The 14830-nt window shown below is 42.8% G+C and carries 16 protein-coding genes; 14 read left to right on the forward strand and 2 right to left on the reverse strand.

The features are described 5' to 3' along the window. The first annotated feature begins 3 nt into the window (after positions 1–3). From C6Y06_RS00910 to C6Y06_RS00920, 3 genes are all read left to right on the forward strand, one after another. A complete protein-coding gene (locus C6Y06_RS00910; RefSeq protein WP_034660473.1) occupies positions 4–762 on the forward strand; it encodes a hypothetical protein in 759 nt (252 codons plus the stop codon). Between the two features lie 21 nt (positions 763–783). Next, positions 784–1311, forward strand: coding sequence for a YfjD family protein (locus tag C6Y06_RS00915; protein ID WP_034660472.1), 528 nt, complete (start codon positions 784–786; stop codon positions 1309–1311). A 97-nt stretch (positions 1312–1408) separates the two neighbouring features. Beyond that, a complete protein-coding gene (locus tag C6Y06_RS00920) occupies positions 1409–1876 on the forward strand; it encodes a transcriptional regulator (RefSeq protein WP_106036381.1) in 468 nt (155 codons plus the stop codon). Positions 1877–1937: 61 nt separating this feature from the next. On the opposite strand, the gene C6Y06_RS00925 is transcribed toward C6Y06_RS00920, so the two are convergent. Next, entirely contained in the window at positions 1938–2285 is a 348-nt protein-coding gene (locus C6Y06_RS00925) for a helix-turn-helix domain-containing protein (protein ID WP_003214932.1), read from the reverse strand. A gap of 207 nt (positions 2286–2492) precedes the next feature. Between C6Y06_RS00925 and C6Y06_RS00930 the strand changes: the two genes are divergently transcribed. From C6Y06_RS00930 to C6Y06_RS00955, 6 genes are all read left to right on the forward strand, one after another. Next, a complete protein-coding gene (locus C6Y06_RS00930) occupies positions 2493–3482 on the forward strand; it encodes an asparaginase (RefSeq protein WP_003215391.1) in 990 nt (329 codons plus the stop codon). Between the two features lie 28 nt (positions 3483–3510). Beyond that, a complete protein-coding gene (aspA, locus tag C6Y06_RS00935; RefSeq protein WP_034660470.1) occupies positions 3511–4932 on the forward strand; it encodes an aspartate ammonia-lyase in 1422 nt (473 codons plus the stop codon). 143 nt (positions 4933–5075) lie between these two features. Beyond that, a complete protein-coding gene (nhaC, locus tag C6Y06_RS00940; protein WP_095285615.1) occupies positions 5076–6482 on the forward strand; it encodes a Na+/H+ antiporter NhaC in 1407 nt (468 codons plus the stop codon). Between the two features lie 295 nt (positions 6483–6777). Further along, complete coding sequence (locus C6Y06_RS00945) at positions 6778–7203, forward strand: YwqH-like family protein (RefSeq protein ID WP_106036382.1); 426 nt, start codon at positions 6778–6780, stop codon at positions 7201–7203. A 38-nt stretch (positions 7204–7241) separates the two neighbouring features. Continuing rightward, positions 7242–7505 carry a YwqI/YxiC family protein gene (locus C6Y06_RS00950; RefSeq protein ID WP_106036383.1) on the forward strand — a complete coding sequence of 88 codons (264 nt, stop codon included), beginning with the start codon at positions 7242–7244 and terminating at the stop codon, positions 7503–7505. Between the two features lie 287 nt (positions 7506–7792). Beyond that, the gene (locus tag C6Y06_RS00955) at positions 7793–8218 is read left to right on the forward strand and encodes a YwqH-like family protein (RefSeq protein WP_034660466.1); all 426 of its coding nucleotides are present in this window, start codon (positions 7793–7795) and stop codon (positions 8216–8218) included. Positions 8219–8266: 48 nt separating this feature from the next. On the opposite strand, the gene C6Y06_RS00960 is transcribed toward C6Y06_RS00955, so the two are convergent. Then, the gene (locus C6Y06_RS00960) at positions 8267–8479 is read right to left on the reverse strand and encodes a hypothetical protein (protein WP_223249929.1); all 213 of its coding nucleotides are present in this window, start codon (positions 8477–8479) and stop codon (positions 8267–8269) included. Between the two features lie 136 nt (positions 8480–8615). Between C6Y06_RS00960 and C6Y06_RS00965 the strand changes: the two genes are divergently transcribed. The 5 genes from C6Y06_RS00965 (at position 8616) to C6Y06_RS00985 (ending at position 14819) form a co-directional block, all read left to right on the forward strand. Continuing rightward, positions 8616–10574 carry a BglG family transcription antiterminator gene (locus C6Y06_RS00965; RefSeq protein WP_034660465.1) on the forward strand — a complete coding sequence of 653 codons (1959 nt, stop codon included), beginning with the start codon at positions 8616–8618 and terminating at the stop codon, positions 10572–10574. Positions 10575–10663: 89 nt separating this feature from the next. Beyond that, positions 10664–11974 (forward strand): PTS sugar transporter subunit IIC, encoded by a 1311-nt coding sequence (locus C6Y06_RS00970; protein ID WP_034660464.1) that lies wholly within the window; start codon positions 10664–10666, stop codon positions 11972–11974. Between the two features lie 14 nt (positions 11975–11988). Beyond that, complete coding sequence (gene uxuA / locus C6Y06_RS00975) at positions 11989–13053, forward strand: mannonate dehydratase (protein ID WP_106036384.1); 1065 nt, start codon at positions 11989–11991, stop codon at positions 13051–13053. Beyond that, positions 13050–14483, forward strand: coding sequence for a glycoside hydrolase family 1 protein (locus C6Y06_RS00980; RefSeq protein ID WP_106036385.1), 1434 nt, complete (start codon positions 13050–13052; stop codon positions 14481–14483). The genes uxuA and C6Y06_RS00980 overlap by 4 nt, the downstream gene beginning before the upstream one ends. Positions 14484–14495: 12 nt before the next feature. After that, positions 14496–14819 carry a PTS sugar transporter subunit IIB gene (locus C6Y06_RS00985; RefSeq protein ID WP_034660461.1) on the forward strand — a complete coding sequence of 108 codons (324 nt, stop codon included), beginning with the start codon at positions 14496–14498 and terminating at the stop codon, positions 14817–14819. Positions 14820–14830: the final 11 nt, after the last annotated feature.

The following is a 14830-nucleotide window of genomic DNA, read 5'->3' on the forward strand; positions in this document are numbered from 1 at the left end:
AAGTTGGATCAGCTAAGTCTAAGTATTGAGGAACTCATCTTTAGTTTTTACAGTGAAGGCTATTTTGAACAGGGCATGTCCTTAAAGGAAGCCTATTATCCTGATGTAGAGGACGAACGCCTTGGGTTTTTATTTGAAATTGCGTGCCGCTCTTTGCTCGCAAAAGGTGTACTTGAATTTCGAAACAGACAATACCGTTATAAAGGGGAATACCGTCATTTCATTCAGGCGATGAATGATGCATCTCACACCGTCAAAGCGTCTCGATTTGGGGATGTAGATGAAGAAGTCAGTACCTCCTTTCATACGACACAGACGGGCGTATATGCGCACCACACGCTTTATGATCAACAAGTCCATCAGATTCAAAAACTGAAAGACGATCAGCAGGCAGAGGAACAAGTGACTGCCTTTTTCAACATACAGATGAGTGATCACCCTGCACCTGTCATCACCCTGCAAGCAGAGGAATTTGAAATGCTATTAGAGCAAGCAAGTGAGGCGAAGAATGAGTGGCCTTCCTTCCTTCATCGAGCAGAGAACGAAGAACTCGTGCAGGCATTTGTTTCTGATGTAAAGGCGAGAAAAGGAAAGATGGACTCCCTGATGAAGGTCGTCTACGACAAAAACAATACGCCTGATGTGGAGTCCATGTTATTTGTCATTCCAGGTGAGGAACAGTCGTGGCTTGTGTCGGGAATAAAAGAAAATGAATTTCGCATTGAGACGGCTCATAGAGACGGATTACGTTCTATATTCTAATGGAGAAAAGGAGAATGACGCTTGAATCCAAGTGAAGTAATAGAAGTGAGGAGCAGGACCTTTTTAAGGGTATGGGCATTCTTAGCAACAGGCGGCTTCGGTATCATCGGTATTTGGTTGTTTTCAGAAGCTCTTACATTTGAATCGAATTATACATTGTTTTTATTTTTAGGTGGACTACTAGGCATTGTTTATGGCTGGATCTCTTTCTTGATGATTTTACCGGCTTTTACGAAGAGAGGAAATGTGATTTTTCGCATTCAGCGCGGGAAGAATGGCGCGGTTTTACATCGCGGGCAAGCGATCCCTTTTCAAGACATTCAATCCATCGATATGCGCAGGCATCGGTACAGTGTACGGGGTTTTCTCTTCATGGATGTGTTGATTCGGAAAATAGACGGGAAATTGATCAAGATTCCAGCGTACAGTATTTTAGATGAAGAAGTATTCGAGCAAGCCGTCAAACAAGAGATCTACCCATATTTAAATCAGTCAGCTCAAGAGAACTGGAGACAGCAGCATGGTCAGGTCGAAGAGCAGATCGACTAGGATGTTTTTCCATGATTCCGAAGGATGAGGTGCCACTTTTTCGAAGAAATCGTGTATGATGTCAGTAAAGACTGAACACTCGGAGAGGTGATGAGAGATGGATAAAGAGATGGTAATCGACCTCGTCACAGAACAAATGGCACGGATTCGAAAAGAAAAGAATTATACGCAGGACCGCATGGTTGAGGTACTTGGTCTATCGAAACGGCATTTGCAGCAGGTTGAAAAAAATAGGCTGCGCCTCAACTGGACGCAAACTGCGGCCGTATGTGCATTATTCAGGGATAGTGACATTTTAAAAGGGACACTTGGGGATGATCCGCTTGAGATTCTGGAAGTCGTGGCACATGATGAATTGCATCTATCGGTGGAACGTACGATTGGCGGAAAGGTTTGGTGGCGGACGTCTATCAAAAAAGGCACATTTCGTCTTCAGCAAAATGTGCTTAGTCAGCATTACCGCATCTTAGATGATGAGAATTATCGCTATTATAGTTCGTTTAATAAAGATGAAGCGAAGCGGCGGTTAGAGGAATTAAGTCAGCTGTCTTCTCCTTATTCATAAGCAGCTGATAGGAAAAAGGAAAGAGAGGCACCCGATTGATAGGGGCCTCTCTTTTCTGTGTTTATACTTTTAGAGTGTTTTTCGCCCGAATAAAGGCAACAAGCTGTTTGATTTCTTCATCATTTAGGGGAACGCCGTCGACAAGGATGGTTCCTTCTTTTGCTTCCGTCAGTTCAATTTTGATATCAGAGATTTTGCGTTGTATCTCTGGCTCGTCCGTTCTACCAAGTAAAAAATCAATGGACGTATCATACAAATCAGCCAGCCGCTTCACTGCTTCAAGCGAAGGTCGTCGGTACCCAGATTCGTAACCGGCATAGGTGCTTTTGGCGATACCTAGGCGATCTGCCGTATGCTGGAGAGACCATTTTTTCTTTTTTCTAAGGGTGGTTAAACGATCGAGTATCATTACATGAACGCTCCTTTATATACAACAACAGTATATCATATTTTGACATGGAATGTACGCGTTATGCGTAATAATTTCTTGATTAATTCGCGTTATGTGACTATAATGGCAATGAAGGTACGCGTAAAGCGTATATTATAGAATAGCACAAGCTAGCTTATAATATGTGTGACAAACGAAGTAATTTTATTGAAAGAGGTGGACCTGTTGAAGAAATTATTGCTTTTAACCACTGGTGGGACGATTGCATCTGTAGAGAGTGAAAACGGTTTGGCTCCAGGTGTTAAAGCTGAGGACCTTTTAAGCTATTTAAACGAAATTAATGCAGAGTATACAATGGACACAAAGTCCCTAATGAGTATAGATAGTACAAATATGCAGCCTGAATACTGGGTGGATATTGCAACAGCCATTTATGAAAATTATGATCAATATGACGGTTTTGTTGTCACGCATGGTACAGACACGATGGCCTATACATCAGCAGCTCTTTCTTATATGCTGCAAAATCCGGATAAGCCAATTGTCATTACAGGCTCACAAATCCCGATTACGTTTAAGAAAACAGATGCGAAGAAAAACATCACCGATGCGATTCGCTTTGCATGTGACGGCGTAGGCGGCGTGTATGTTGTCTTTGATGGCAGAGTCATTCAAGGAACACGCGCAATCAAACTAAGAACGAAAAGCTACGATGCATTTGAAAGTATTAACTACCCATATATTGCATCGATTGAAAACCATCAAATTGAATACAATAGCAAAGTAAAAAGATCGTCAATGAAACCGCTTAAATTAGATGCATCCTTAAACACCGACGTTTGTCTCTTGAAATTGCACCCAGGTCTAAAGCCTGAGTTCTTAGATGCAATCAAAGGTGTGTACAAAGGAGTCGTGATCGAAAGCTACGGCAGCGGCGGTATTCCTTTCGAAGGAAGAAACCTTTTAGAGAAAATCAACGAATTGCTCGAAGAAGGCATTTCTGTTGTCATCACAACTCAGTGTCTTGAAGAAGGAGAAGACATGAGCGTGTATGAAGTAGGACGCAAAATCAATCAAGAACTGGTGGCACGTTCACGAAACATGAACACAGAGGCTATCGTGCCGAAACTCATGTGGGCACTAGGTAAAACAACAGACCCAAGAGAAGTGAAAAAGATTATGGAAACGCCAATCGCAGAAGATTTAGTGATTTAACTATTCTATAGAAAGCAGGTCATATCAGATGGTTCAAGCAACTTATCGCTATGAGAAGGATTTTCTTGGTGAAAAAGAAATTCCGGCAGACGTGTATTATGGGGTTCAAACCCTTCGTGCAAAAGAAAATTTTCCAATTACAGGATATCGCATGCATGAGGAACTGATCAGAGCCTTTGCCATCGTGAAAAAAGCAGCAGCTCAAGCCAATATGGAAGTTGGACGTTTATATGAAGGAATTGGCAATGCCATCGTACAAGCCTCTGATGAGGTCATTGAAGGCAAGCTGCATGAGTACTTTATTGTAGACCCAATCCAAGGCGGCGCAGGAACGTCGATGAATATGAATGCCAATGAAGTGATTGGAAACAGAGCATTAGAAATCATGGGACATCAAAAGGGTGAATACATCCATTTAAGCCCAAACACACATGTAAACATGTCACAATCAACGAATGACTCGTTTCCAACAGCGATCCACATTGCTGTATTGAAGCAGTTAGACATTCTGCTTGAGACAATGCAAACGATGCAGGACGTATTCCAAAAGAAAGCGAAAGAATTTGATCATGTGATCAAAATGGGACGTACGCACCTGCAGGATGCTGTTCCAATTCGTTTAGGACAGGAATTTGAGGCATACAGCCGCGTGCTCAGCCGTGACATTAAACGGATCAACCAATCAAAGCAGCATTTATATGAAGTGAATATGGGTGCAACAGCTGTTGGGACAGGCCTAAACGCAGATCCTCGTTATATTGAAATCGTGGTGAAGAAGCTAGCAGATATTTCTGGTCTTCCGCTTGTAGGCGCAGAGCATCTCGTTGATGCTACGCAAAATACAGATGCTTACACAGAAGTGTCCGCCGCATTAAAAGTATGCATGATGAACATGTCTAAGATTGCCAATGACCTTCGCCTAATGGCTTCTGGTCCGCGTGCAGGTCTTGCTGAAATTGCATTGCCAGCTCGTCAGCCGGGTTCATCCATTATGCCAGGGAAAGTCAATCCAGTCATGGCAGAGCTCATTAACCAAATCGCATTCCAGGTCATTGGGAATGACCACACCATCTGTCTTGCCTCTGAAGCAGGTCAGCTTGAGTTAAATGTGATGGAGCCTGTTTTGGTCTTTAACTTACTTCAATCTATTAGTATAATGAATAACGGATTCCGTTCATTCACAGATCATTGCTTAGTGGACATTGAAGCAAATGAAAAACGTTTGAAAGAATATGTGGAAAAAAGTGCAGGCGTCATTACTGCGGTAAACCCTCACTTAGGCTATGAAGCCGCGGCTAGAATCGCAAGGGAAGCCATTTTGACAGGACAATCGATCAGAGATCTTTGCTTGCAAAATGATGTGTTAACAGAAGAAGAACTTGATATTATTTTGAATCCATATGAGATGACAAAGCCTGGTATTGCGGGTGCAGAGCTCCTAGAGCGATAATTATATCAAAAATTTTATTTTATTAATATGTAGAATTGCCTGTGAAATAGAGAAAAACAGGCAATTCACTTTCTTTCGAATTGACACACTTTTTTCACAATATTTTGAAAACGCTTAACGCGTACACAAAGGGAGGAAACACAATGAAATCACCACGTCTGCCGTCTATGTTAGAAGTCGTGTCTGTACTTGGCTTGTTTTTAGCAATTGTTTTATCTTTTACTCTTTATTTCAAATTGGATATTCAACTAGCATTGTTTATCTCATGGTTTATGGTTATCGCATTAGGTATTCGATTGGGGCACTCCTATAAGGATCTTCAAAATGCGATCACAAAAGGGATATCGAATGGTTTAGAAGCCATTTTAATCTTAATTGCAGTAGGTGCACTTGTTGGTACATGGATTGCAGGTGGGGTTGTACCTACGTTAATCTATTATGGTTTAGAGTTTATTCATCCTAATATCTTCTTATTAGCTACACTTGTCATCTGTGCACTCATGTCCATTGCAACAGGAACCTCTTGGGGGACGGTTGGAACGGCAGGGATTGCGATGATCGCAATTGGTGAAGGGCTAGGTATTCCACTTCCGATCGTGGCAGGTGCCGTCTTATCTGGTGCTTATTTTGGAGATAAATTATCCCCATTATCAGATAGTACAGTGCTCGCTTCCTCTCTTTCAAAAGTGGACGTGCTGGCACATGTTCGAGCGATGATGGTTTTATCCATACCAGCCTTTGTCATTACGGCCATTATGTTTACGGTTACAGGCTTTATGTATGGTGGACGCAACATTGATCAAAATAAGGTAGAATTTTTGAAAAATGCCCTGCATGATACATTTACCATTAACATTTGGATGGTCATCCCAGCAGTAGTGGTTGTATTACTGCTCGTATTTAAGAAACCTTCAATGCCTGTTATTGCCATTGGTGCTCTTTTAGGATCTATTTGGGCGATGGCTTTCCAAGGAATGAATCCGGCAGATGCGATTGGTTCAGCATACAATGGCTTCTCTATTAATTCAGATGTAGATTTCTTAAATACGCTGTTAAATCGTGGTGGTATTGTGAATATGCTTGGATCTTTAGTGGTCATTATTCTCGGGCTTGGGTTTGGTGGCGTGCTTGAATATTTAGGCGTTCTAAAAGTGATTGTCGCTACTTTCGAGAAGAAATTATATAATGCAGGAAATGTAACCCTATCTACACTTGTTGTAGCATTCTTTGCAAATATTTTTGGATGTGCAATGTACGTTTCATTAATTCTTACACCGAAAATTATGGAAAAAAGCTACGATAAATTGAAAATAGACAGACGCGTTCTATCTAGAAACGCTGAGGTCGGTGGAACAATGACGTCTGGTATGGTCCCTTGGTCAGATAACGGGATTTATATGGCGGGAATTCTAGGCGTATCCACATTCTCTTATTTACCATTTATGTGGTTGAGCTTTGTTGCCATTGGTCTTGCTATTATTTATGGATATACAGGGAAATTCATCTGGTACGTTAAGAATCCACAAGAATCAGAAGAATCGGCTTCATAAGCCGTTTACAAAAGCCGCCTCAATTAGGCGGCTTTTGCTTGTCCTAGGACCGAGAGACTACATATGATATAAAGAAGATGATCGGGAGTTTAGACCCTTTATAAAAGAGGTCTAAAGAGGTAATGTGAAGCAGAACGAAAGCATATTTATCCCATAAAAAGGGTACAAATCCCTATTCAAACATGAGTCTTTGAACCTTATAATAACAATAATGGAAAAAGTGCTATTCACCTTACGCTCGTTTAGAGGAACTCTAAGCAGCGTTTTTATTTTTTGTCAGGAGGAGGAACCCATAATGAGCTTATCGGATATGCTGTCTGCCCTAAACGGTGGCATTACAAGTAAAAAAGCAGAAATCGAAGAGAAAATCGCTCGACTGAAAAAGGCGAAAAGTAAGGTCGAACGTGAACAAGATGCGGCAGAAACAGACCTGAAGCAAATCAAGCAGCCAAAGCTTGGGACCTCTTGGAATGGTGAGCGAAGCAAGGATTTCAAATCAGAGCGGAATGAAGCACATGATGCGCTGCAAACGATTGTGAACGACAAATACCCACGCTACGTGAGCCGCATCGAATTCAAAATCAGTACATTAGAAGCTGAACAGGCTGCGTTATCTTTTGCCAGTTCTTTAGCTGGAGACGCCGCACGTCTTGCTGAAAAAGGAGAAGACGCAGTAGAGGACGCCAAACGCTTGATCTCAAAAGCATGGAGCAGCTTGTAAAGCTGCTTTCATGCTGAACAAATCTGGAGGATATCACGATGGGACAAATTAAGTTAAACTACCAAACAGTTATGAATCAACTAGATGAAGTCTCCCAAGCAGTCGAAGCTTTAATGATGAAAAAAGCAGCAGATAAAGCGGGTGAAAACAGCCTTGAATTTGTGACCAAATGGACGGCACGTGAGGCAGAGGTGAACGAAATGGTCTCAAACTTTAAAGAAGCCTTAATTAAAAATGTCCAGGACACGCGCTCGAATGTGAAAACCTTAAAAGAACAGGACGAAGCGATTGCTGTAAAATAATCAGCACAATCGCTTTTATTTATGGGTTACATTTGCATGATAAGAAATATAGTTCAATGGAATCATATAAAATTCAGGATGTACGACCTTGTATTATTCCGTTTTTCTTCCAAACGCGTCACTAAAAGGACACCTTTTCCCTATTTAAGACTGAGGCTTTTCACCTTATACTATACTTAATGAAAGCGAAACGATAGAAATGTCAGGATTGGAAAAATCAAGTGAGTCGATAGCTTCCAAGGCTCTGACGCTGTGCTTTCGTATGAGGTCCGATAGAGGTGGATGACATGAGTTTATCCGAGATGCTACACCATCTGCATATGGGAATTGAAAACAGACGTGCAGAATTTGATGAAATGATCTCTCGGTTAAAGACAGCCAAAAGCAATATTCGAACAGAACAAGATCTTGCGCAGTCAGACATAAAGGAAATTAAGAAGCCTGCTCTAGATTCGTCATGGAAAGGTGAGAGAGGAACCGACTTTCATCGCCACCGAAAAGACGCCTACCATGTAATGCACGACATCGTGAACAATGAGTATGAAAAATATATAACCGAGCTTGATCAAAAAATCTTGCACTTTGAATTAAAAAAAATGGAGCTGGCTGTTGCCAGTAATTTTGCCGGAAGAGCCCAGGACGTGATGGAAAAGGGCGAGGATTTTGCAAAGGATGTTAAACATTTGATTGAACGGGGCTGGAAAGCTCTTTAAAATAAAATATAAAACAGTCGTCTCATAAGCGAGCGGCTGTTTTTTTGTTTAGTCACATCCACCACCGCTATCGCCTGAATCTCCCCCGCAGGAGGCATCAGAAGCGTGATGAGTATATGAATCAGTATAGGTACTTGTCGTTGAACTGTGATGTGAAGAACGCTTAGCAGATGTACGTTTATCCTTTGATGTGAACAGGTGGGCAATGATTGCTCCTAAAGAAGCCAATATGATCATAACAACAAACATAAAAGAATCCATGATGTATCCCTCCTCTTGTTTCATCATCATACGATTGAGCCATATTGAGGTTCCCGATTTGTAAGAAAAACTGGGCAAAGAGTTCTATTTTCGTTTATGATGATAGGCAAAAGTAAATGCCAAGGGAGGAGAGCCCATGCTATCTTTACGTCAGGAGGAGCTCCTGAAACGCTTGATGCAAGCGGAGCAGGAACTGACAAGTGAAGAAATTGCCCGCATGATTGGCGTCACATCACGAACCATCCGAACAGATATGAAAGCGCTTAAATCTATAATAGATGAACATGGAGCCGCACTACATATCAAACGCGGGGCAGGGTATACATTGACCGTCGAGGATTATGGGGCATTTCGTACATTTTTGAAAAAGTCGCTGAGAGAAAGAAACGAAAAAAAGGAACAGGTCATTCCCAATCAGCCTAAAGACCGTGTGGCGTATCTATTGAAAAGGCTGCTTCTGTCTGAAGACTATATCAAATTAGATGGGTTGGCAGAGGAACTATTTGTGAGTGAATCGACAGTGAAGAATGATTTGAAAGCGGTCAGACATTTGTTTTCATTACATGGACTTTCTGTAGCACATCGCCCTAAATATGGATTGCGGCTGACAGGGGATGAAATGAAATTAAGATATTGTATGGCTGAGCATGTGTTTCAGCAAGAGCATGCGAACTCTGCGCTGTTACCTGAAGAAACGTATCAATTGGTTCAGGACATTGTGCGTTCACGTACAAAAGCAAGCGGACTTCATCTGTCAGAGATCGGTTTAAGTAATTTAGTCACCCACATCGCCATTGCATGCAAACGAATTGAAGAGAAAAAACTAGTCATGATGCCAGAAGCGGAATTGAAAGACATTCAAGTGCAGCCTGTTTTTCAAGTGGCTCAACAAATGGCAGAAGATATTCGGCATGTATTAGCTATTGATTTTCCGTTATCTGAAATGGCGTACATTGCGATTCACTTGATGGGAGCCAAGATGATGGCATATGGAGATGACGGCCATACGCTATTTCACCTTCTAGACGAAGATCACTTTCGCTTCACTCACCAATTACTTGCTTATGTAGAGGAGCACATGTCACTTGATATTCAATTTGATAAGGAGTTGATCGTTGGATTAAGTCTTCATTTGCGTTCCGCCATTCATCGTTTTAAGTACGATATGAACATTCGTAACCCCTATTTACCGGACATTAAAAGGCATTATCCCATTGCATTTGAAGCGGGTGTCTATATGGGGAGATGGCTGAAGGAAAAAGAGGGGGTCGAGATCCATGAGGATGAGATTGGGTATTTGGCGCTCCATATCGGTGCTGCAATCGAGCGGACAAAATCACAGCATGTGAGAAAGAGATGTCTTATTGTGTGTGCAACGGGTGTCGCCAGCAGTCAGCTCCTTCTTCATAAGCTGACGGCGGCTTTTAGCGGAAGGCTGGAGATCGCTGGAACTGCAAGTGTTGGGGATCTTCCTTCGTATGATTTGAGAAGCATTGATTTTATTATTAGTACCATTCCGCTTCAGAACACATTGCCGGTGCCAGTGATTGATGTACATACGATTTTAAGTGACGATGATATTGTACGGCTGAAACGTTTTGTGCAGGATCCACAGGATACAGGGGTTTTGCGGTATGTCAGTCCGGCGCTGGCATTTTATCAGCAAGACCTTCAATCAAGAGAAGAGGTTCTTCAATTTTTTGTGAACGTGCTAAAGGAACAACATCGCATCCCGGACGAGTTTGAACAATTATTGCTGGAAAGAGAGCAAGTGTCCCCGACATCGTTCGGTCATTTGGTCGCGATTCCTCATCCGATGAAGCCGGCAACAGATGACACGTTTTGTGCGATCTGCACGTTGAAAAAACCGGTGCTGTGGGGTGAAGATCGAGTACAAGTCGTTTGTTTGTTGAGTATCCAGAAGACGTATCAAAAAGAATTACAGTCGCTTTATCAATTTCTTGTGCGGCTGACAGAGCGGAAGGAAGTGGTGGAACAACTCATCAAGGCCGCTTCATTTGAGGAACTGACGGCGGCGCTTCAAATATTGGAGCATCCGAATGAAAAAACGGGACACCCATTTCCGCATCTGTGAGGAAAAAGATTAGATGTTAATGAAAGCGCTTTTAAAATAACATCAAAAAGGAGGATGATCACGAGTTTTTGCAAAGGGGGAGACGGATCATGAGCTTCAAGGAGAAAGCGGCAGACGTCATGGGGAATGTGGCTTATCGCATCACGAATCAGAAGTATATTATGGCGATTAAACAGGCATTTGTCACATTGATGCCAATCATCATTACAGGGGCTTTTGCTGTATTGGTGGCAAATATGATCATGAGCCCGGAAACAGGGCTTGCTCATTTTGAGATATTCAGATTTTTAGCGGAGCTTCAGCCAATTATGAAGGCAATCAATTATGCCACGCTGAACTTTTTAACGATTGGGGCTGTGTTCCTCATCGGGATAGAGCTTGGGAAAATCAACGGGCACAAGTCCCTGTTCCCAGGGCTGATGGCATTGATTTCATTTATATCTGTTATTCCAACGACACTTCTTCTTGAAGTTGATGGATCGATGCGTGAGGTTGTAGATGTACTGGCAAGGCAATTTTCTGATCCAAAAAGCTTATTTTTAGGGATGATCATTGCGATCATATCTGTGGAAATCTTTTGTAAGCTGACCGAGGTGAAATGGCTTCAAATCAAGATGCCAGATTCTGTTCCATCGAATGTTGCGACATCTTTTTCGTCACTTTTTCCTTCGATCATTACGATTACGATCATTAGTTCATTCGGCTTTGCATTTCACCGTTTGACAGGCATTTATTTGCATGAAGCAGTGTATAACGTGGTGCAGCGCCCGCTAGAAAGTGTTGTACAGGGTCTGCCGGGGATTTTAACATTGATGTTTGTGGCGCAATTTTTCTGGGTGATCGGCATCCATGGCAACCAGATGATCAAACCGATCCGGGAGCCGCTCTTATTAGGGTCGATTGCAGTGAATATGACAGCATTTCAAGAGGGAAAAGAGATTCCGAATATCATCACGATGCCATTTTGGGATGTGTATATGAGTATCGGTGGTTCAGGTGTGACCATTGGGCTTTTGATTGCGATTTTTATTGCTGGAAGAAGGGAAGAGATGCGAAGCATTGCCAAGCTCTCATCTGGGCCGGGCCTCTTCAACATCAATGAACCCGTTATTTTTGGATTACCCGTTATGTTAAACCCTGTGATGGCAATCCCATTTATCGTCACACCGCTTGTGACAGGGACGATTGGTTATATTGCGACGGCTACAGGATTTGCTGGAAAAGCAGTCGTGATGGTGCCGTGGACGACACCGCCGATTGTGAATGCATGGCTGTCAACCGCTGGCAGCATGGGAGCTGTCATTACACAGCTCATCTGTATTGTAGTAGCAGTCTTCATCTATTTGCCATTTGTTCTCTTGTCTAACCGCAAACCAGAAGCGGCACCAGATTCAGAATAAAAGGAGGGGCATGAATGAACATGCAATTTAGGTGGTACGGAGAGGACGATCCTGTTTCACTCGCACATATACGTCAAATTCCAGGCATGAAAGGCATTGTGAGTGCCGTCTATGATGTCCCAGCTGGTGACCTGTGGCCTGAGGAAAGGATTGCTCATGTAAAAGCACAGATTGAGAGACATGAACTTTCCTTTGAGGTCGTGGAAAGTCTTCCTGTCCATGAAGATATTAAACTTGGAAAGCCGAGCAGAGACGTCTATATCAAGCATTATCAAGAAAATATCCGACGATTAGCGAAGCACGGTGTGAAGGTCATTTGTTATAACTTCATGCCTGTCCTCGATTGGACACGAACGCAGCTAGACCTTCCATTAGCTGATCAATCCACGACCCTTGCCTATTTTCAGCATCAACTAGAACACATGGATATAGAGACAGATCCATTTTCGCTGCCAGGATGGGATATCTCTTATACACAGGAGGAAATGAAACAATTGATGACTGATTACAGGGAGCTTGGGGCAGAAAGGCTATTCGAGAACCTGTCTTATTTTCTACAACATATCATTCCGGTGGCAGCGGAAGAAAAGATCAACATGGCACTCCATCCAGATGACCCTCCTTGGGATATATTCGGACTGCCTCGTATTGTCAGTAATGAAAAACAGTTGGATCGTATTCTTGAGATCGATGGACGTTCTCAACATGGCCTCACCTTTTGCTCTGGTTCACTCGGCTGTGATGCGAAGAACGATGTTACGTCACTTGCGCGTAAATATGCGGAAAAAGGGCGCATCCACTTTGCCCATTTGCGAAATGTCATCGTGTATGAAAATGGTGATTTTGAAGAGTCAGCGCACCTTTCGTCAGCAGGAAGTCTCGATATGGGAGCTATTGTGAAGGCTTTGTTTGAAGAGGGATTTGCTGGCTATGTCCGCCCGGATCATGGACGTATGATCTTTGGCGAGACAGGCAGACCTGGCTACGGTTTATATGATCGGGCGCTTGGGGCTATGTATTTGCAAGGAATTTGGGAAGGACTTCACGTTCAAACGAGGAAAGGGAAGATGGCGACATGAACAGAATCGAGATTCCAAGAGATTTTATCCTAGGTGCTGCGGCCTCTGCTTGGCAAACGGAGGGATGGAAGGGAAAGCAAGCGCATCAGGACTCGTACATCGATTTATGGTATAAGAACGGGTATCACGTATGGCACGAAGGATATGGCCCGGCTGGTGCGACGAACTCTTACGAGCGCTATCCAGAAGATGTAGCCCTCATGAAAGAAATCGGACTGACTCACTATAGGACATCGATCAATTGGTCGAGGTTTCTCATAGATTACGAGAAGGGGATTGTGGATGAGACCTATGCCCGTTACATTGATGACTTGATCAATGGATTAATTGCAGCAGGTGTAGAGCCAATGTTTTGCTTAGAGCATTATGAGCTTCCTGCCGTTTTGCTTGAGAAGTATGGCGGATGGTCATCAAAGCATGTCGTCGAGCTGTTTGTTCTCTATGCGGAAAAAGTGTTTGAGCGCTACGGGGACAGGGTCAAACATTGGTTTAGCTTTAATGAACCAATTGTTGTCCAAACACGTGTTTATCTAGATGCCATCCGTTATCCCTTTGAGCAAAATACGAAAAAATGGATGCAGTGGAACTATCATAAAGCGCTGGCAACAGCAAAAGTGGTGAAGCTGTTTCGGGAGATGGGATTGAAGGAATCGACAGGTGCAAAAATCGGGGTGATTCTCAATCCAGAAGTGACGTATGCAAGATCCTCTGCCCCGCATGATCAAGAAGCGGCACGGATGTATGATTTGTTTTTCAATCGAATGTTCTTAGATCCCTCCATCAAAGGGGAGTATCCAGAGGAATTGCTCGATGTGTTGAAAAAGCATGATATTCTTTTTGATTCGACAGAGGAAGAGCTTCAGGTCATCAAGAATCATACGGTCGATGTCGTCGGGCTCAACTTATACTATCCGCATCGTGTCAAGGCACCGAGTAAGGCGTGGAACGAAGGGACGCCATTTCATCCGTCTTATTATTACGATATGTTTGAGCTGCCAGGGAGAAAAATGAATCCATTCAGAGGCTGGGAAATCTACCCAAATATTGTCTATGATATGGGGATGAGAATAAAAGAAGAATACGGAAATATCGAGTGGTTTGTAGCCGAAAACGGGATGGGTGTAGAAAAGGAAGAACGGTTTAAAAATGAAGACGGTATCATTGATGATCAGTATCGCATTTCATTTATCAGCCAGCATTTGAAGCGGGCACTTCAAGCGAAAGCAGAAGGATCAAATTGCACGGGCTATATGCTGTGGGCTTTTACGGATAATGTCTCACCGATGAATGCCTTTAAAAACCGCTACGGATTAGTCGAAATCCAGCTGGAAAATGAACGGAATCGCCAGTTGAAATCATCAGCGTATTGGTACCAGACATTAATCAAAACAAGGGAACTGAAGGTTGAAACAGAAGTCATCTATCGATAGGAGTGATGGAATATGAAACGAATCATTCTCGCTTGTGCCGCAGGAATGTCGACGTCCATTGTAGTGTCCAAAATGAAGGCTGCTGCAGAAGCTAAAGAGCTGGATTATGATATCTACGCCATACCTGAAGGGGCCATTGCGGATGAATTAGAAGAGCATGGAGAAGATGTGCAGGTGATTTTACTTGGACCGCAAGTAAGCTTTATGAAAAAGGCAGCAGAAAAAACAGCGGCACCTTATCAAATACCTGTCGATGTCATCAATGTGAGATTATACGGAACAGCGAACGGGGAAAAAATACTAGAGCATGCTCTGAAACTAGCAAATGAATCTTAAGTAATTGGAGG

The sequence above is a fragment of the Bacillus sp. MZGC1 genome, from assembly GCF_002998605.1.
In the GTDB taxonomy this organism is placed as follows: Bacteria; Bacillota; Bacilli; order Bacillales; family Bacillaceae; genus Bacillus.

Excerpts from the sequence above, each read along its gene's own strand:
- C6Y06_RS00955 (WP_034660466.1), top strand. The coding sequence starts at position 7,793 with ATGAGTTTATCCGAGATGCTACACCATCTGCATATGGGAATTGAAAAC.
- C6Y06_RS00980 (WP_106036385.1), top strand. The coding sequence starts at position 13,050 with ATGAACAGAATCGAGATTCCAAGAGATTTTATCCTAGGTGCTGCGGCC.
- C6Y06_RS00960 (WP_223249929.1), bottom strand. The coding sequence starts at position 8,479 with ATGGATTCTTTTATGTTTGTTGTTATGATCATATTGGCTTCTTTAGGA.
- uxuA (WP_106036384.1), top strand. The coding sequence starts at position 11,989 with ATGAACATGCAATTTAGGTGGTACGGAGAGGACGATCCTGTTTCACTC.
- C6Y06_RS00945 (WP_106036382.1), top strand. The coding sequence starts at position 6,778 with ATGAGCTTATCGGATATGCTGTCTGCCCTAAACGGTGGCATTACAAGT.
- C6Y06_RS00985 (WP_034660461.1), top strand. The coding sequence starts at position 14,496 with ATGAAACGAATCATTCTCGCTTGTGCCGCAGGAATGTCGACGTCCATT.
- C6Y06_RS00950 (WP_106036383.1), top strand. The coding sequence starts at position 7,242 with ATGGGACAAATTAAGTTAAACTACCAAACAGTTATGAATCAACTAGAT.
- C6Y06_RS00970 (WP_034660464.1), top strand. The coding sequence starts at position 10,664 with ATGAGCTTCAAGGAGAAAGCGGCAGACGTCATGGGGAATGTGGCTTAT.
- aspA (WP_034660470.1), top strand. The coding sequence starts at position 3,511 with ATGGTTCAAGCAACTTATCGCTATGAGAAGGATTTTCTTGGTGAAAAA.
- C6Y06_RS00920 (WP_106036381.1), top strand. The coding sequence starts at position 1,409 with ATGGATAAAGAGATGGTAATCGACCTCGTCACAGAACAAATGGCACGG.
- nhaC (WP_095285615.1), top strand. The coding sequence starts at position 5,076 with ATGAAATCACCACGTCTGCCGTCTATGTTAGAAGTCGTGTCTGTACTT.
- C6Y06_RS00965 (WP_034660465.1), top strand. The coding sequence starts at position 8,616 with ATGCTATCTTTACGTCAGGAGGAGCTCCTGAAACGCTTGATGCAAGCG.
- C6Y06_RS00925 (WP_003214932.1), bottom strand. The coding sequence starts at position 2,285 with ATGATACTCGATCGTTTAACCACCCTTAGAAAAAAGAAAAAATGGTCT.